The sequence below is a fragment of the Alteromonas sp. NFXS44 genome, from assembly GCF_040148705.1.
GTDB lineage: Bacteria > Pseudomonadota > Gammaproteobacteria > Enterobacterales > Alteromonadaceae > Alteromonas.
This window is the reverse complement of sequence record NZ_JAGDEA010000011.1, coordinates 338,452-357,179: the sequence shown is the minus strand read 5'-3', so window position 1 is coordinate 357,179 and position 18,728 is coordinate 338,452. Positions and strand designations below refer to the sequence as shown.

Annotated in this window: 14 protein-coding genes; all 14 read left to right on the top strand. The window is 49.8% G+C overall.

Annotation, left to right across the window (positions count from 1 at the left end):
• The first annotated feature begins 3 nt into the window (after window positions 1–3).
• The 14 genes from J3369_RS15340 to J3369_RS15275 all read left to right on the top strand — a co-directional run bounded on the left by J3369_RS15340 (window position 4) and on the right by J3369_RS15275 (window position 18,725).
• On the top strand, window positions 4–732 hold the full coding sequence (locus J3369_RS15340) for a cell division protein FtsQ/DivIB (RefSeq protein WP_303572877.1): 729 nt from the start codon (window positions 4–6) through the stop codon (window positions 730–732).
• Window positions 733–752: 20 nt separating this feature from the next.
• Window positions 753–1,982, top strand: a complete 1,230-nt coding sequence (gene ftsA, locus J3369_RS15335; protein ID WP_303572878.1) for a cell division protein FtsA — start codon at window positions 753–755, stop codon at window positions 1,980–1,982.
• 107 nt (window positions 1,983–2,089) lie between these two features.
• Window positions 2,090–3,253, top strand: coding sequence for a cell division protein FtsZ (gene ftsZ / locus J3369_RS15330; RefSeq protein ID WP_303572879.1), 1,164 nt, complete (start codon window positions 2,090–2,092; stop codon window positions 3,251–3,253).
• Window positions 3,254–3,403: 150 nt separating this feature from the next.
• Window positions 3,404–4,315 (top strand): UDP-3-O-acyl-N-acetylglucosamine deacetylase, encoded by a 912-nt coding sequence (gene lpxC, locus J3369_RS15325; RefSeq protein WP_349588428.1) that lies wholly within the window; start codon window positions 3,404–3,406, stop codon window positions 4,313–4,315.
• Window positions 4,316–4,514: 199 nt separating this feature from the next.
• The gene (locus tag J3369_RS15320; RefSeq protein WP_349588426.1) at window positions 4,515–7,637 is read left to right on the top strand and encodes a ligand-binding sensor domain-containing protein; all 3,123 of its coding nucleotides are present in this window, start codon (window positions 4,515–4,517) and stop codon (window positions 7,635–7,637) included.
• 139 nt (window positions 7,638–7,776) lie between these two features.
• Window positions 7,777–8,658 (top strand): M23 family metallopeptidase, encoded by an 882-nt coding sequence (locus tag J3369_RS15315; protein ID WP_303572882.1) that lies wholly within the window; start codon window positions 7,777–7,779, stop codon window positions 8,656–8,658.
• A 150-nt stretch (window positions 8,659–8,808) separates the two neighbouring features.
• Window positions 8,809–11,523: a preprotein translocase subunit SecA gene (secA, locus tag J3369_RS15310; protein ID WP_349588424.1), complete on the top strand. Its 2,715-nt coding sequence runs from the start codon at window positions 8,809–8,811 to the stop codon at window positions 11,521–11,523.
• Window positions 11,523–11,906 carry an 8-oxo-dGTP diphosphatase MutT gene (mutT, locus tag J3369_RS15305; RefSeq protein WP_349588422.1) on the top strand — a complete coding sequence of 128 codons (384 nt, stop codon included), beginning with the start codon at window positions 11,523–11,525 and terminating at the stop codon, window positions 11,904–11,906. The genes secA and mutT overlap by 1 nt, the downstream gene beginning before the upstream one ends.
• Window positions 11,907–12,315: 409 nt before the next feature.
• Window positions 12,316–14,226 (top strand): methyl-accepting chemotaxis protein, encoded by a 1,911-nt coding sequence (locus tag J3369_RS15300; protein WP_349588420.1) that lies wholly within the window; start codon window positions 12,316–12,318, stop codon window positions 14,224–14,226.
• Between the two features lie 36 nt (window positions 14,227–14,262).
• Window positions 14,263–15,792: a chemotaxis protein CheW gene (locus J3369_RS15295; protein ID WP_349588418.1), complete on the top strand. Its 1,530-nt coding sequence runs from the start codon at window positions 14,263–14,265 to the stop codon at window positions 15,790–15,792.
• Window positions 15,793–15,799: 7 nt separating this feature from the next.
• Window positions 15,800–16,855, top strand: coding sequence for a chemotaxis-specific protein-glutamate methyltransferase CheB (gene cheB, locus J3369_RS15290; RefSeq protein WP_349588416.1), 1,056 nt, complete (start codon window positions 15,800–15,802; stop codon window positions 16,853–16,855).
• Window positions 16,856–16,864: 9 nt separating this feature from the next.
• Window positions 16,865–17,494 (top strand): HEAT repeat domain-containing protein, encoded by a 630-nt coding sequence (locus J3369_RS15285; protein WP_349588414.1) that lies wholly within the window; start codon window positions 16,865–16,867, stop codon window positions 17,492–17,494.
• The gene (locus tag J3369_RS15280; protein WP_349588412.1) at window positions 17,491–18,363 is read left to right on the top strand and encodes a CheR family methyltransferase; all 873 of its coding nucleotides are present in this window, start codon (window positions 17,491–17,493) and stop codon (window positions 18,361–18,363) included. Before J3369_RS15285 ends, J3369_RS15280 begins: the two co-directional genes overlap by 4 nt.
• Window positions 18,360–18,725 carry a response regulator gene (locus J3369_RS15275; protein WP_303572890.1) on the top strand — a complete coding sequence of 122 codons (366 nt, stop codon included), beginning with the start codon at window positions 18,360–18,362 and terminating at the stop codon, window positions 18,723–18,725. Before J3369_RS15280 ends, J3369_RS15275 begins: the two co-directional genes overlap by 4 nt.
• Window positions 18,726–18,728 lie beyond the last annotated feature (3 nt).

Sequence of the window (18,728 nt, the reverse complement as noted above, 5' to 3'; positions counted from 1 at the left end):
TGCATGACAAAGGCGAAGCACAAGAAGATTCAATTCTGGTCCGGCGTGGCATTTCTGCTCGCGGTCATTGGTGGTCTGATTGTGGGCGGCATTAAAATTCAGGATTACCTGCAGGATGCCCAGAGGGCACCGGTACAGGTGGTGGATTTTTCCGGTGAGTTCAGCCATGTGGATGTAACCAGGCTGGAGCGGCTGATCCGCAAGTCACAACCGGGAAGTTTTTTCTCGCTGGACGTCAATGAAGTTTACAAGCTGGTGGAAGCCCAGCCATGGATTTATCGCGCATCGGTACGTAAGCAATGGCCAAATACGTTAAAGATTTATCTGGTCGAGCAAAAGCCGGTGGCGCAGTGGAACGATGACTTTTTGCTGAATCCCTACGGGGACACATTCAGCGCCAGTGTGGACGACATGACGCTGCCCAGGCTTTTCGGACCAGGCGGCAGTGAGAAAACCGCGCTGGAGGGCTACAACGCCATGCAGTCATTGTTGGCTACCACTGCCATGCCTATCGCAGAGCTGACGTTAAGCGAGCGGTTTGCCTGGCAGATTCAGCTGGCCAACGGCATTGAGCTGAATCTGGGCAGACAGGAATTTATAGATCGGTTGCAACGGTTCATCGATGTGTATCCGTTGCTGGCGAAGCAACCTAAAGCGGTGAAGTATGTGGATTTACGCTACGACACCGGGCTGGCAGTCGGCTGGCAGGATACACAAGACGAAAAAAGTTAATGAGAGAGTTTAGGAATACCATGTCAAAACCTGCTGAACGCAACCTGATTGTCGGACTGGATATCGGTACCAGCCAGGTGAAAGCCGTTGTCGGCGAATTACTGGCCGATGACCAGATCAGCATTGTTGGTGTAGGCACGCATGCTGCGCAGGGTATGGATAAAGGTGGCGTAAACGATCTCAACCTGGTAGTGAAATCTGTACAACGTGCAGTCAGTGAAATGGAGTTGATGGCCGATTGTCAGGTTTCATCCGTATTCATGTCGATTTCCGGCCGTCATGTGAAGTGCCAGAACGAAAGTGGCATGGTACCGATCAACAACCAGGAAGTGACACAGGAAGACGTGGATAACGTGATTCACGCAGCGCGCTCGGTGCCCATTGCGTCAGAACGCCGCCTGCTTCATGTGCTGCCGCAGGAATTTACGATTGATGTGCAGGAAGGGATTAAGAATCCGGTAGGCATGTCTGGCGTCCGTATGGAAGCTGAAGCCCATATCATCACCTGTGCCGATGATATGGCAAAAAATCTGGTGAAGTGTATTGAGCGTTGTGATTTGAGTTCAGATCAGCTTATTTTCTCTGCTCTGGCATCCAGTTACGCTGTATTAACTGATGACGAACGTGAATTAGGCGTTTGTGTGGTGGATATCGGTGGCGGCACCATGGATATCGTTATTTACACCGACGGCGCAATTCGTCACACTGCTGTGATCCCTGTGGCGGGGAACCAGATAACCAGTGATATTGCCAAGATTTTCCGCACTCCTATCAGTAATGCGGAAGAGATCAAGGTGAATTATGCCTGTGCGCTGAAGGACATGGTCAGTATGGAAGAGAATATCGAGGTGCCCAGTGTGGGCGGTCGACCTGCCAGAGCCATGTCCAGACACACGTTGGCAGAGGTAATAGAACCTCGTTATCAGGAATTATTTGAGCTGGTGCAGAAAGAGATCCGTGCCAGTGGATTTGAAGAACAAATTGCAGCAGGGCTGGTTCTGACGGGCGGTACCGCCAAGATGGAAGGCGCTGTTGAATTTGCGGAAGAAATCTTCCAAATGCCCGTGAGAGTGGGCAAACCAATAAATATGCGCGGATTATCGGAGTATACCGATGATTCAAGCTTTGCAACCGTTGTGGGCTTGCTCCACTACGGCAAAATGCAAGCAGATAATAAAAAGACCAGTAAGCAGAAGTCCGGCGAAAGTTTCTTTCAGCGCGTGCAAAGCTGGTTTAAAGGTGAATTTTAATTTTATTTTGGGGGCGCTAAGACTCGGCATACGGTCGCATGGAGGCATCCGACCGTCGTATATGACCTGGCTTAGTGTTGTTAGACGTACCAATCCGGAGAGTAAGTATGTTTGAGTTAATGGATAGCCACGGCGAAGAAGCCGTAATTAAAGTTATCGGCGTCGGTGGCGGCGGCGGTAATGCTGTAGAACACATGGTGACACAAAATATCGAGGGTGTTGAGTTCATTGCGGTGAACACTGATGCCCAGGTACTGCGCAGTTCAAGCGCAGACGTGACACTGCAAATTGGTTCCTCTGTCACCAAAGGTTTAGGTGCAGGTGCCGATCCAAACATTGGTCGTGAAGCGGCCCATGAAGATCGCGAAACCATCCGCCAGTCTCTTGATGGCGCAGATATGGTGTTTATCGCAGCGGGTATGGGCGGTGGTACCGGAACAGGTGCAGCCCCTGAAGTTGCGCGTATCGCACGTGAAATGGGTATTCTGACCGTTGCGGTTGTGACCAAACCGTTTCCTTTTGAAGGTAAAAAGCGTACTGCTTTTGCTGACCAGGGTATTGTTGAGCTGGCGAAAAACGTTGACTCACTGATCACCATTCCTAACGAAAAACTGCTGAAAGTGATGGGCCCGGGCACGCCACTTCTGCAAGCATTCAGTGAAGCCAACAACGTGCTTAGCGGTGCAGTGCAAGGTATTGCTGAACTGATCACCCGTCCTGGTCTGATTAACGTTGACTTCGCTGACGTTAAAACGGTGATGTCAGAAATGGGCAGCGCAATGATGGGTACTGGCGTGGCATCAGGTTCTGACCGCGCTGAAGAAGCTGCTGAAGCGGCAATTGCAAGCCCGCTGCTGGAAGATATCGACTTGTCTGGTGCTCGCGGTATTCTGGTGAATATCACTGCTGGCCCTGATTTCTCCATCGATGAATTCGAAACTGTGGGTAACGCGGTTAAAGCGTTTGCTTCAGAGAACGCCACCGTGGTTGTGGGTACCGTTATCGACATGGAGCTGGGTGACGAGCTGCGCGTAACGGTAGTTGCAACAGGTATCGGCGCAGAGCGTAAGCCTGACATTTCGCTGGTAAGCTCTGAAGGTTCCCGTTTATCCGGAGCAGCCCGCGAGTTCGGTACTTCAAGTACCAGTGAAGCCCGCGCTGTAGGCTCTACCGATGGTAACCAGGCACTGAAAGTAGAAAGTGAAGCACAGCCGAATAACGATTTAGAATACCTGGATATCCCGGCATTCTTGCGTAAACAGGCAGACTAAGCTGTTCATTTCGGGGAATTTTTCTCCGGAATTGTTGTCATTGTATAAGAAGTTGGTGTTTAATCAAGGTCAAGTGTGACAGAAATTTGACAAAATAAACTTTTGTCTATATAATACGCGACCGCTTTTTGAACAGGTAAAAGCAACGAAATGATTAGACAACGTACAATCAAACAATCGGTACAAGAGACCGGTATTGGTTTACACAAAGGGGAAAAGGTCACCATGACTCTCCGGCCTGCGCCTGCGAACACAGGAATTGTGTTCCGACGCATTGACCTGGAACCCTATGTGGATATCCATGCGCGTGCAAACGCGGTGGGTAATACCATGCTGTGTACGTGTGTAAACAATGAAGATGGTGTCAGTATCCACACTGTGGAACACCTTGCTTCAGCGTTAGCTGGTCTGGGCATTGACAACATCATTGTTGAAGTAGACAGCAACGAATTGCCGATTATGGATGGCAGCGCCAGCCCGTTCGTTTTCTTACTGCAATCTGCAGGTATTGAAGAGCTGAATGCGCCTAAGCGTTTTATCCGTATCACGAAGACAGTGCGGGTTGAAGACGGAGACAAGTGGGCCGAGTTACGTCCTTACGATGGTTTCCGCGTGGATTTCCGTATTGATTTCGATCATCCTGTGATTAGTCAGACTAATCAGCATATGGTGATGGATTTTGACAGTTGTTCGTATGTAAAAGAAGTCAGCCGTGCCCGGACATTCGGTTTCATGCGCGACCTTGAGTACATGAACGCGAACAATCTGGCACTGGGTGGCAGCATGGAAAATGCTGTTGCTCTGGACGAGTTCCGTATTCTGAACCCTGAAGGTTTGCGTTATGATGACGAATTCCTGAAGCATAAGGTTCTGGACGCAGTGGGCGACCTTTATATGGGTGGCCACAGCATCATTGGTGAACTGGCAGCCTATAAAACCGGTCATGGTCTTAACAACAAATTGTTGAATGCTGTGCTGGAGCAGAGAGATTGCTGGGAGTATATCACTTATGAAAACCAGGATGAGATGCCCATCCGGTATGCAGAGCCCGTCATAGCTTAAATAAAATCTTGTTTGAAAACCGCCTTTTACAGGCGGTTTTTTTGTACCTGATGTAAATTTTTAATACCAAAACTGTCCAAAAGATTAATCACTTCAAAGGGAAGTGAACTATCCTTAGTGGTAAACTCTCCATATAAACAGGCAACGATCTGTTGTACGCGCAATTCATGTTTTTACTTTCGGGGAATGAACACTGCCTATGAGCACTCAGGGTTGTCCCGCTATTCTTTCAACGCATCAAGATCGGATTGATCCAGTATGCCTGCCAGCGCTACTGTTTTTTTATGCGTTGGTATTCCTGTTTCTCTTTCCTGCGGACGTAATTGCAGCTCCGGTCGCTAAAGAAGCGCCGGCGACTATTCCTTACAGTCAGTATCATCAGCGTATCTGGGATACCCGTAACAATATGCCTCAGGTCTCTGCCATCAGTATTGCTGAAGACAATACCGGCTTTATATGGGTAGCCACAGAGGGAGGACTGGCGAGGTTTGATGGCAACCAGTTCCGTATCTTTGATGGCAGAACATCTCCGCTGTTTTCCGATCCTATCCTGCGAAAAGTCTTTGTTACACCGGATGACAGGTTGTTTGTCGGTACATCAAATCATTTGCTAAAAATGGAAGACGGGCAAATAGAAGAAGTGCTGCTCGACGGGAAGTCTCTGGGAGCAATTAACGATATTATCTGGTTTAACGGATATCTTTACGCTGCCGGAGATGGTCTTTTCCGGGTCTCAGCAAAGGGTGACCATGTAAACCGCATAGCAGGGGAAGCCGGGCATATCCGAACTCTCGCCACAGATCAACATCGCCTCTGGATTGGCTCAAGTACCGGACTGAGTTATCTGGACGGGCAACACATCAGCCAGTCAGTGCCCGCAAGCGTGCTGCCATCCGGCGCACACATTATTCACCTTGCGCAGTATCGTGGACAGCTTCTGGTGGGGACGTCTGAAGGCCTTTTCATTGCCAGCGACAGCAACAAACTCAGGGCGTATGAAACCATGTCCGGCGTAATTAATGATCCTATTGAGATGTTATTTGCTGACAGTAAGGGCAACCTCTGGATAGGCGGTAAGCAACGTCTTCTTCAACTTACCGGCCATACTCTGGTAGAAGAAGTTACCGAAATTAAAGGCAGAACGTCTCCCTGGTTTGTGTCTGCCTTCGAAGACAGAGCGGGCAACCTTTGGTTTGGAAGCCGCACTCACGGTCTGCAGCGTTTGCGCTATGACGGAACAGACAGTCTGGGTAAAAAGGCCCGGCTTGATGAACCCTATGTCTGGACTTTTGGCAAGCAGGGGGACGGGATCCTTACCGGCACGAATGCCGGGCTCTATTTGCTCAAAGATCATCAATTCACGCCCCTGATACAGGATGCCAGGTTGCCTAATCACGTGGTGTATTCAATATTAACGGCCACAGACAACACGCTATGGCTGGGAACCCGCGGTGGCCTTGTGCACCTTGATGAAAACTACCAGGTTTTACAGAAATTCCCGCAACTCGACGGCATGCAAATTAACGGCATTGAACAGCTTCCGGGCGGTGATGTACTGGTGGCCTCTACGGGCGGATTGTTTCGCCGGGGTCAGGACACTATGCAAAAAGTTTCGCTCAGTGACGGTGAAGAGATTGGTAATACCCGTTTTGTGTTTGCAGACAACACTGGCGATATCTGGGCGGGCACCACCGGCGGCCTTATCCACCTGAACGGGAAGGGTGAGCGGATACCTGTCAATGATGACATTCTCAACACAGTGTCAATTGCCTATATCGGACAACTGAAAGACGGCCGTATGCTGATCGGGACTTTTCAGTCTGGCTTTGCGGTTCAGCAGCAGTCTGGTTGGTACTGGCCGGATGAACGTCAGCTACCGGCATCCGGCGTGATGTTTATGGCTGAACAAGACGACAATCTGGTCATTTCCAGCCTGAAAGGTGTGTATCAGATAAGTAAGCATTCACTTGAAGCCGGAGCGCCGGTGGAGGTGTCTATGCTTGTGGACGACTACGGCCCGGAGTCCGACACCGACGGGATCCGCTGCTGCAACGGGGCGGGAAATGCGAAAGGTCTTGTTGACAGTAATATACTTTATCTGCCCACACTCAACGGAGTGGCAACCATTGATTTAACTCTGAGTGCCCTTCACCGCAGAGGACTGGTACCGGTAGTCGATGAAATCATTGTGCAGGGTGAATCCGTGACAAAGTCGGGGGCTTTACTCCCTAAGGGGGAGCGGAATCTTCAGATCAATTACACCAGTCCCCGTTTTTACCGTAACAGTGCACTGGAATTTCGTTACCGCCTGAACGGGTACGACCGTGACTGGATTAACGCCGGAAACAGGCGGGAAGCGTTTTACACGAATTTACCCCCGGGCGATTACACATTTGAAGTGGAAGCCCGCCTGAAAGAGTGGAATGCCTGGGGAGAGCCTGCCTTTTTCCGTTTTTCCATGCCGCCCTTCTGGTACGAACAACAATGGATGCGGCTGGTATTTGTGTTGCTCGCTGTCCTCGCATTCTGGGCGGTATACCACATCAGAACCCGCCGGCTGGAGCGCGCCAGACTGCAACTGGAGGCCATGGTAACTGCGCGCACTGCGGAGCTTGATAAAGCAAACAAGCAGCTGGCTGAAGCCAACGAACAATTGCAGCAGGCAAGCCTGACCGACTCTTTGACCAGGCTTAACAACCGCCGTTATCTCGATACCTTTATAGATAAAATCCTTGCGAAGGCTGCCCGCCAGCAACGGGGGGTATTTTGTATCATTCTCGATATCGATAATTTCAAAGTCCTGAACGACGAATTAGGCCATGCTGTCGGAGACGATATTCTGGTTAAATTTGCGGATATTTTGCGCAGGGAAGTACGCAGTGCTGATCACGTTATTCGCTGGGGCGGCGAAGAGTTTCTGATTGTGCTGGATGCAGGCATTTCCGTAAGTGAATTTATCGGACGCCTGATGTGTTCCATGGAACTGACGCGCTGGCCTCATCAACAACGGCTCAGCGCGCCGCCTACCTGTTCTGTTGGGGTATGTTATCACCCGCCCGGCGGGGAAGCCGGCTGGACGTGGTCACATACCCTCATCCTGGCTGATAAAGCAATGTACATGGTTAAGCGTAGCGGAAAAGAAGGCTGGCTTCAGTTACAGCCGCAGCAACCTGTGGCAGAAGATCTACCGGAAAAAGTCATAAAACAGAAGCCGGAGATGCTGGTTAACAGTAACCGTTTCCACATGGAAGGTTCACCGCATATTCTCGCGGCGGTGAGTAACCTGAAGAATAATATATTTCCGCTACGGGAAAGAAAGTAGCCATCCTCAGTGTATTTTGTCGTCAATTCTGCTTACCTTGTCTTACGGGGTATGAAAAAAACGCACTGAGTATCTGATTGTGGTTTGTTCATTTGCATTAACAGCGGTAAACTAGTCCGGATTTTATTAAGAGTGCCCGATGAAACTAACGATAACCTTTATTGGTAAGCAGAAGCGATACAGGAAAAGCATCAGTGTGAGAACACTGGTGAGTTTTACCGTGCTCTCGTCGTTATTCATGTTAGTTTCCAGCCGTTCCACTGATTCCGTTTCCGAAGATATTGCCAGAATTAAGCTTGCTCAGGCCGCTAATGAAGCCGGAGGTGCAGAAGTTGATGCACTGGCTGCCAGCACACGTCAGCAATTACAAATCCTGGCAGAGCGTCTCGCTGAAATGGATGCGACGGTGTCGCAACTTGATGAAAAAGGCAAATTAATTGCCGCTGAATTTGGGATGAAGGCAGAAGATTTAGACGTCTTTGACCCCGGCTCTTCGCCAAAAAACGTGGATAATGAACCCCTGATGGAACAAATCGCCGCTTTACAGCAGACTGTGTCTGCGAAAAAACAGCAGTTGGCGATGCTTGAAAGTCTTGTCCGGGGGCATCATATCCATGAACAGAGTCAATTATCTGGCCGGCCAATAGCGTCGGGATGGTTGTCTTCTTATTACGGCATGCGCGCAGATCCTTTTACCGGCAATCCAGCAATGCACAAAGGGCTGGATTTTGCGGGTAAATCTGGTGATGACGTTGTTTCCACTGCTGCAGGCATCGTGACCTGGGCAGGAGAACGTCACGGTTATGGCTTACTGATAGAAATCGATCATGGTGATGGAATGGTGACCCGGTACGGGCACAACCAGGCACTGTCGGTGGCTATTGGTGACGTTGTAACAAAAGGTCAGTCTATCGCAGTGATGGGTAGTACCGGCCGCTCCACAGGTGCTCATGTTCACTACGAAGTAATAAGAAACGGGCAACAAATCGATCCTCTGCCGTACGTTACCAAAAGACGTTAAGCAGCAGCCAGAAAAGGTTTACTCCGGTAAACCAGCACAAACAGATAGGGTGACAACCATGCACATGATGTGCGCGGCGTCATTTATTTTAAATCTACGAGCCCACCGGGATGCCGGAACTCGTAAAAAAGTAGTGGAATCATCAACCAAATGTTTGCAAGCATCCTGAGGAAAGTATTCGGTAGCCGTAACGACCGTCTCATAAAAAAACTAAAAAAGAACGTCGATGCCATCAACGCATTGGAAAAAGAATACGAAGCGTTAAGTGATGAGCAACTGAAGGCGAAAACTGCCGAACTCAGAGCACGTTTGGAAAAAGGTGAAACCCCGGAAGATATCCTTAACGATGCCTTTGCCACCGTACGTGAAGCCAGTAAGCGCGTTTATGGCATGCGTCACTTCGACGTACAGATGATTGGTGGTATGGTACTGCACACAGGTAAAATTGCAGAAATGCGTACCGGTGAAGGTAAAACCCTTACCGCGACCTTACCTACTTACCTGAATGCACTGACCGCTAAAGGTGTACATGTTATTACCGTGAACGATTACCTGGCCCGCCGTGACGCCGACTGGTCCCGCGAGTTGTTTGAATTCCTGGGCATGACAGTAGGGTGTAATGTGCCCGGCATGTCACCGGATATGAAGCGTGAGGCCTACAACGCCGACGTTACTTACGGAACGAACAACGAATTCGGTTTCGATTACCTCCGTGACAATATGGCCTTCAGCCCCCAGGATCGCGTTCAGCGCCCGCTGCACTACGCGGTAGTGGATGAGGTTGACTCTATTCTTATTGATGAGGCAAGAACGCCGCTTATTATTTCCGGTGCAGCCGAGGACAGCTCTCACCTGTACAGAGCGATCAATACAGTGATCCCTGAACTCGTTCAGCAGGAAAAAGAAGACGAAGAAGGGCAGGAAGGCGACGGCGATTACACTGTTGATGAGAAGGCCCGCCAAATTCACCTGACCGAACGGGGACAAATCCACGTTGAAGAAATACTGCAACGTAACGGTATTCTGCCGGAAAGTGAATCTCTGTTTGCTGCCGGTAATATTTCCCTGCTTCACCATATCAATGCGGCATTGCGTGCCCATAAATTATTCCAGAAAGATGTGGATTACATCATTAAAGACGATCAAATCGTCATTGTAGATGAGCACACGGGCCGCACAATGGAAGGCCGTCGCTGGTCCGAGGGCCTGCACCAGGCGGTAGAAGCCAAAGAAGGTGTGAAGATCCAGAACGAGAACCAGACTCTGGCATCGATTACCTTCCAGAACTATTTCCGTTTATACGACAAACTTGCCGGTATGACAGGTACTGCCGATACCGAAGCATTTGAATTCCAGTCTATCTACGGACTGGAAACCGTGGTTATTCCGACAAACCGTCCGATGGCCCGTAAAGATATGGCCGACCTGATTTACCTGACTGCACAGGAAAAATACGACGCCATCGTGGCAGACATCCGCGTTGCAGTGAAAAAAGGTCAGCCGGTACTGGTCGGTACGGTCTCTATCGAAAACTCTGAACTTCTGTCCCGCTTTCTGAAGAAAGAAAAAGTGCCGCACAAAGTGCTGAACGCCAAGTTCCACGAACAGGAAGCGGATATTATCGCTCAGGCTGGCCGTCCCGGCGCTGTTACCATCGCGACTAATATGGCCGGTCGTGGTACCGATATTGTGCTTGGCGGTAACTGGAAAGCCGAAGCTGAGAAACTGGAAAACCCCACTGAAGCGCAACTTAAGAAACTGAAAGATGAGTGGGAAGCGCTGCATCAGCAAGTACTCGATGCCGGTGGTTTGCACATCATTGGTACCGAGCGTCACGAATCACGCCGTATTGATAACCAGTTACGTGGTCGTGCCGGCCGTCAGGGTGACCCCGGTTCCAGCCGTTTCTACCTGTCGCTGGATGATGCGCTGATGCGTATCTTCGCGTCTGAGAAAATGGCAGGCATGATGAAGCGCCTGGGCATGGAGCATGGTGAAGCCATCGAGCACCCGTGGGTAACCCGCGCAATTGAAAACGCCCAGCGTAAAGTGGAAGGCCGTAACTTCGATATCCGTAAGCAATTGCTGGAATACGATGACGTGGCTAACGATCAGCGTAAGGTTATTTACGAACAGCGTAATGAACTGCTGGACGAAGGTGATATCAGCGAAACGATTAAAGCCATCCGGGTGGACGTGGTGAATGGCGTAGTTGATGAGTACATTCCTCCCCAGTCACTGGAAGAAATGTGGGATGTACCGGGCCTGGAAGAGCGCCTGAAAGCAGATTTTAAAGTCGATTTGCCAGTGCAGAAATGGCTTGATAGCGATGACAAGCTGTACGAAGAGAAACTCCGTGAGCGTGTTCTTAAAGAAATCGAAGGCGCTTATCAGGAAAAAGAAAATGCTGTAGGCCCTGATGTACTGCGTCAGTTTGAAAAAGCGATCATGCTGCAGAACCTCGACAGTCACTGGAAAGAGCATCTGGCTGCTATGGATCACCTTCGTCAGGGTATTCACCTGCGTGGTTACGCCCAGAAAAATCCTAAGCAGGAATATAAGCGTGAATCTTTTGAACTGTTCTCGGGTATGCTCGAAGCATTGAAAGTGGAAGTCATCACTATTTTGAGCCGTGTGCAGGTAAAAGCAGAATCTGATGTGGAAAAGGTGGAAGAGCAGCGTCGTCAGGCTGACGATGTGCCTAAGAACTTTAATCATGAAGAGGCACCTGAACAGGCGCCGGAGGCCGATGGCCAGTCAGGTATTCGCTCTGAAATGCGCCAGGGGCCTAAAGTAGGCCGTAACGACCCGTGTCCTTGCGGTTCAGGTAAAAAATACAAACAGTGCCACGGCAAACTGTCTTAATGAAAGAAGTACATGTAGCCGTAGGTGTTGTACTTCGTGACGGGCTCGTTTATATCTGCAAGCGGCCCGACGACAAACATCAGGGCGGTAAATGGGAATTTCCCGGTGGTAAAGTGGATGCCGGCGAAACGGTGACTCAGGCACTGGCCCGTGAGCTTAAGGAAGAGATTGGTATTGATATACAAACCAGTCGGCCACTGACTGTTATTGGTCACGATTATGGAGATAAACGGGTACTGCTTGATGTTCATACAGTCACAGACTTCGCCGGTGAACCTGCCGGTCTGGAAGGGCAACAGGGCAAGTGGCTTGAGGTGTGCGCACTGGTGCCCGAAGATTTTCCCGCGGCGAACGTGGCGATCATAGAAAAGCTTCAGGGCTGAACTCAGTCAGCGTCTGCTTTCAAATCAGAAACCCCGGCCATGAAAAGCCGGGGTTTCTCGCATTCATAATCTGTTATTTCATTACAGCCATTTAATATTTGAAATAAATACAAAAAAAGTCCGGTATTATTATCTGAATACGCCAAAAGGCTAGATTGACAGATATTCTGCAGCATCCGGTCTTATTGGATGCATCCTAAGTCATTGAGATCTTATACCTAAATGCATTTATTGTGACATTTGTGTATAAGGCGACAAAGATGCGCTTATGGGGAGATCACCCCACAACCAGATTCCCTCCTATACCGAGGTATCCTGTTTTATACCTAAATTTTTTCTGCCTGCTCTAAACCTTTACTAAACGCGCTGTTAAGCAAACGTTCATTCATAGTAAATTCCGAGGTTTTCCATGGCACTGAAAAAAAGCAATGAGGCCAGCCCGGCCACACCGGCCGTAAGAGTAGACGCGAAACTACGCAGAGAAGCAGAAGAGCAGCGAAAAAAAGCCCGCACGCTCGCCAGACAACAACAAGCTGCCGAGCGGGTAGCAATAGCAACGGCTGAGCTGGCCAGTGGAATCAGTCAGTCTGCCAGCGCGACCGATCAGTTGGGTACTGCCATCAATGAAATTGCTGCCGGTGCTGAGGAGTCCAGCAGTGCGAGTCAGGAAAGTCTGGCGGCGATTACCCAGATTTCTTCATCACTTAAATCTCAACTTACGCTATCCGGCATGACCCTGGACAAAACCAATCTGTTACAGACCTTCGTAGACCGTGTAATGGGTAACCTCGGCAATATGATGGACAGTGTAAAGACAGCGTCCGAGCACCAGTCGCGCTCTGTAGTCATGATGAGCGAACTGGAACAGCAAGCGTCTAATATTGGTGAGGCTGTTAAGCAAGTCACCCGCATTGCCGACCAGACCAACTTACTTGCATTAAACGCAGCAATCGAAGCCGGACGTGCCGGTAAACATGGTAAGGGATTCGCGGTGGTGGCTGACACCGTTCGCGCTCTGGCAGAAGTTTCGGATAAAAGCGCCGCCGACATTGCCATGCAAATAGAGCAAATTCAGCAACAGTCGAATCAGGTTTCTGATGCAGTTAAACAATCATCGGAAGCCGCGCTGGAAGAAGTGACAAAAGGCGAAGCGGTAACCAGTCAACTGGCCAAAATCAAGGAAGATATGCAGTTCATTGCTTCAGGCTCTGAAAGACTGCAGACCAAGATCCGTGAAATGGACAATGCTGCTAAAGAAATCCAGGCAGGGTCAGAAGCCATTTCCTGTGCTGCAGACGAACAGTCTTCTGCTGCCCAGGAAGTGTCCGGTAACATTTCAGAGCAAAGTAGCGCATTGTCCCAAGCTGAGCAGGCTGCCCAGTCCCTGGAAATTATCACTGAAGAGCTGAAAAACAGCACTGACATTAATAAGAGCGCGGAAGAAGTGGCGTCCTCGGCAGAAGAGCTGTCTGCAAGTATGGAGGAAATCAGCAGGTCAATCACAGAAATATCCACGGCACTGAATCAAATTAACAACGGTGCACAACAGGCAGCCTCAGCGGTTGAACAGGCGGTGGGCAATATTGATACCCTCCGTGAAGGTGTGGCTGAAGCCTCTGCTCAGACTGAAGATGCGCTTACCCGTGGCGGGGCAATAACAGAACTGCTGAAAGTGAACCGTGCACTCATTGAAGAAATGGTGGAAGGCATTAATACCGCACTGGAAACCAGTAAACTAAATGTATCCGCTATTACTGATATGGAATCAATGACCCGTACTATTGATAAAGTGATCGATACCATCACCACCGTGTCGGTGAAAACCAGCATGCTTGCTGTAAACGGTGCAGTGGAAGCAGCCCGGGCAGGAGAATATGGTAAAGGTTTTGCCGTGGTATCTGCCGATATTCAAAGCCTGGCCGATGAGGCTGCTGAGAATGTTGAACAAATCAAAGATCTCATCAAAGCCATTCAGGATCAGACGCAAAACGTGAAAACTGACCTTACCAATGTGGCAGAAAGCGCTTACCGTGAAGTACTTAAAGCCAAGCAAACTACTGATGACATAGCCGGTATCGCCAAAGACATGGCAGAAGTGCTTTCTTATAACAAAGAAATGCAGCAAGCCGGTGAAGAAATCGCAGCCGCTGTAGCGCAGGCTCAAAAAGGCCTGGAGCAAATTGCCGCAGCGAATGAGCAGGCCAGCAGTAACTGTCAGCAGGCATTGTCTGCCGCAGAGCAGCAGACCAAAGGTGTGGAAATCCTGGCCCGCTCTATTGAGGAAATTTCTTCTGTCGCTGATGAAATGCAAAACAGCTAAGGCCGGTTGATTCAGAGTTAAAGGTGAGGTGAGACCATGCAAGAAATGGAAACTCAGGAAACTACCGCGACAGACACCGAGCTGCAGTTTGTTTCTTTCCAGATTGGAAAAGAGAAATTTGCATTCCCGATGCAGTCTGTTGGCGAAATTATACGTGTACCTGTGATGGTAGGGGTTCCGCTGGGGCCCCACCAGATGATGGGACTGGCAAACCTGCGGGGTAATGTACTGCCGGTTTACGATTTGCGGGCTATTTTGCTGTCGTGTACAGCAGAGCAAACAGAAACGTCCCGTGTTGTCGTTGTGGAATCAACACTCGGTATGACGGGTTTTCTGGTCGACAAAGTAAACCGCGTTTACAGCGTACCGAAAGACACCGTGGTAAATGACAAGCAGGGCGATTCGTCAATTACTTATGACTATCTGCAGGGATTAATTAAGCAAAAAAACGAACCGCTGGAACAGATCCTCAATGTTGAAAATCTGGTGCAGTCACAGTTAACCGTCAGCCATAAAAAAGACGGTTCCGGCCTGCAACTGCAGCAAAACCGCACCGGTTCGCAAGACAACAACAGTGAAGCCGAAGATGATTTGCAGCAACTGGTGTGCTTCTCCATAGCCGGACAAGAATTTGCTTTTTATCTCCATGATGTGGGCGAAATTGTGCGCGTTCCCGACGATATATCCGCCTTACCCGACAGCAATCCTTCGGTACTGGGGCTGGTAAATCTGCGGGGACGGATTATTCCCATCGTGGATCTGGCCATGAATCTTGGCATGCAGCCCTGCGAAATGAACGATGCTACCCGCATCATCATTGTTAACTGCAGCGACAGCAGTCAGTCCGCTGTGGGCTTTGTGGTCGCGAAAGTCAGCAATGTGGTGAGTATATCGCCGTCGGCGCTGGAGCCTGTTCCGTCTATGTGTAACGACGGATACACCGATGGCGCGCTTGAAGCAGTGTATCGCGTAGAAGGCACTAAGCGACTCATTTCTATCGTTAACTTGCAAAGCGTTTTCCAACGCTCGCTAAGCCGGGCGCTGAGCCAGGTTGATTTACAAGATGAGGATTCTGATATGGCTAATCAGGACGATGGGGTGCTGACCGAAGAAGACTATGCCCAATACGTGATCTTCTCCATTGCAGGACAAGAGTACGGGGTCAGCATTGAAGACACCCAGGAAATAACTCGCATTCCCGCCAAATTGGAAAGCGTGCCTAATACACCGGACTACCTGCAAGGCATTGTCAATCTGCGTGGCACAGTACTGCCTGTGATTGATTTGCGTACCCGGCTGGGATTGCCCAAAGCGGAAGCCACTGACCGGCAGCGTATTGTGGTGCTTACCCGCAATAAGCAAAAAACCGGTTTCATTGTGGATGGCGTGGCAGAAGTTAAAACCGTCATTACCGATTCTATCGAAGATGCGCCTTCTCTGTCTGATGAGCAAACCGAGCTGTTAAACAAGCTCATCAAGCTCAATAAAGAGCAACGCATCATCCAGCTCATCGAGCCGTCGGTACTGCTGAACGACAACGATATTGCAAAAGTAAGCGGGGGGTAACGGGAAGATGGCAGTCAAAGTATTAGTGGTAGATGACTCTGCCTTGATGCGGAAACTGTTCACACAGGTTTTCACTGCACGGGGTTATCAGGTTGATTCAGCCCGCGATGGTGAGGAGGCACTGACGAAATCAGCGGCTTTTAAACCTGATGTGATTACTTTAGATATCAACATGCCGGTAATGGACGGTCTGACCTGTCTCAGCCTGCTAAGAAAGTTTCACCAGTGTCCGGTGCTGATGCTGTCATCACTAACGCAGAAAGGTGCATTGGTGACACTGGAAGCGCTGGCACTGGGTGCGGATGATTTTGTATTGAAGCCCGGCGGAACAGTAAGTGCGGATATCAGCGACATTGAAGATGAACTGATTTCCAAAATTGAAGCACTTACTGCAAACGTCAGGCGAACGGCAGCACCGTCAAAGTCCGTGCACACGCTACAGCAAACGGCAGCGGTAAAAGCAACGGCAGCGCCGGTAAAAAGCGGCAAGGTTCAGGTTGTGATGATTGGTGTATCCACCGGTGGCCCGCGCAAACTTGAGCAGATTTTGTCTCAGTTGCCGGCCAGCTTTCCCTGCCCGGTAGTTGTGGCGCAGCATATGCCAAAAGCGTTTACTGCTGCACTGGCGAAAAGGCTGAATGATTTATGCCCTCTTGAAGTGGTGGAAGTCAGCAGCCGTATGCCATTAGAAACCGGCAAAGTGTATATCGCTAAAGGGGATGCAGACCTGTCTTTTGTTAAAAACCAGAACACGGTGTTTGTCAGACCCATCCCGGCCAGTCCGAATTTTCTCTGGCATCCCAGCGTGGATCGCATGGTGGAGTCGGCCCTGGGCTGTTTCGACGCCAAAAACATGCTGTGCGTACAGCTCACCGGCATGGGGTGCGATGGCGTGGCTGCCATGTCTAAGGCCTACAGCAGAGGTGCTGTGACCATTGCAGAGAGTGAGGCAACTGCAACCGTATTTGGTATGCCGAAAGAACTTATTCAGGCGGGGTGCGCCAGTCATGTGCTTGACAGTCACGCCATCGCTCAACGTATTAATCATTTGTGTAAGCAATAGGAGTACGCCATGGGACTGAGAAAAAGCCGCGGAGAGTCTGCCAGTCAGGCTGATCGCAGAAAAAATAGCAGAGATCTGGCGTCCCTTATTGCTGATTTACAGGCGAGTTGTGCCGATGTCAGACGCTGGGCGGCAAGAGATCTGACCAACAATCTGGCAGCCCGGACTGCTTTGCTCGGGCAAATCGACATTGAGCACGAGCCCTCTGTACTGGAGGCGCTGTTCAGCGCTGTAGAAGGCATGTGTGACGAAGATATGGCCGGTGCGCTGCTTGAAAAGCTGAAGTCGGAAGATGCGCAGGTACGTAATGGTGCAATCGAGTTATTGCAAAGCCAGCCGGTGCTGTTCGCAGCGCATGTGAACGCACTTTTATGCGATGAAGACAGTGATGTACGGATTTTCGCCGTGGACGTTATCGGCGCTATCCGTCATCCGGATGCTGCAACGTGGTTGCACAACGTAGTGTTAAACGATAACAACATCAATGTGGTAGGCACCGCTGTAGATAAGTTGTCAGAAATTGGTGATAGCGGAACACTGGAGGTGCTCGAAAAAGTATCTGCCCGTTTTCCCGGTGAAGCTTATATCCAGTTCGCTATTCAGTGCGTACGGGATTCTGTTGCAGGAGAGGGTGTATGACCAGCATCCGGACAACGTCGCCGGCAGGGGAAATCTCTGACGCTGACTTCGACCGGTTCCGCTCAATGTTTTACCGGAAAACCGGCATTTATTTCGAAGATTCCAAACGATACTTCGTTGATAAGCGGTTGAAGGAGCGCATGAAGCAAACCGGCCATAATCTGTTTAAGAGTTACTTTACCTTCATGCGTTTTCAGGCATCCGGAGAAGAGCTTCAAAGTCTTGTTAATGCCATGACGGTGAACGAGACCTACTTCTTCCGCGAGGAATATCAGTTTGAGACCATGTGCCGTCATTTGATGGATGATTTAGACAGCATGCGCCCGTCGGGTGAGGATTTAAGGATCTGGTCAGTACCCTCAAGCACAGGTGAAGAGCCGTATTCCATAGCAATTTACCTGCTTGAGTACTGGAAAGGACTGGATCACCGCGACGTGGAGATTGTGTCGTCTGATATCGATACCAGTGTCCTTGAACATGCTAAACGAGGCATTTATTCCAAGCGGTCTGTACAAAACATTCCGCTGACTGTCCGGCAGCGTTATTTCACTCAGAAGGGCAATGAGTTCCATTTGAGTCATGACATTAAAGAGTCTGTGACTTTATGTCTGGCAAATATTCTTGGTGCTGAAGTGCCCGGCCGTTTCCGTTCATTCGACCTGATTTACTGTCGCAACCTGCTGATTTATTTCGATGACGATTCCCGTCGTAAGGCTGCGCAGGTGTTATATGACGCACTTAAGCCCGGGGGATACATATTCTTAGGCCACAGTGAGTCCATGAGCCGCATTTGTTCATTATTCAAAATTAAAAAGTTCGGTGACGTTATTGTTTACCAGAAGCCGGGGTTCGAGGGAGCCAGCAGATGAAAACTATCATGATCGTGGATGATGCCAATACTGTCCGTACCTACCACCGGATGATTGTTGCCAGCGAGCAACGTCATGTGGAAGAAGCAGAAAATGGCGTAGAAGCTCTCGAAAAGGCAATGGGTAAACAAATCGACCTGTTTATGGTTGATGTGAATATGCCGAAAATGGATGGCTACCGTTTGTGTCAGGAAATTCGCCGGGATGCAGGATTGAATCAGGTGCCTATTATTATGATAAGCACGGAATCTCAGGCCGCAGACGCGACCAGAGCATTTGACTGTGGTGCAAACTTCTACATGACTAAACCCGTGGACGGCACCACGTTAAATGACATGGTGTCGCTGATGCTGGGAGAATAATCA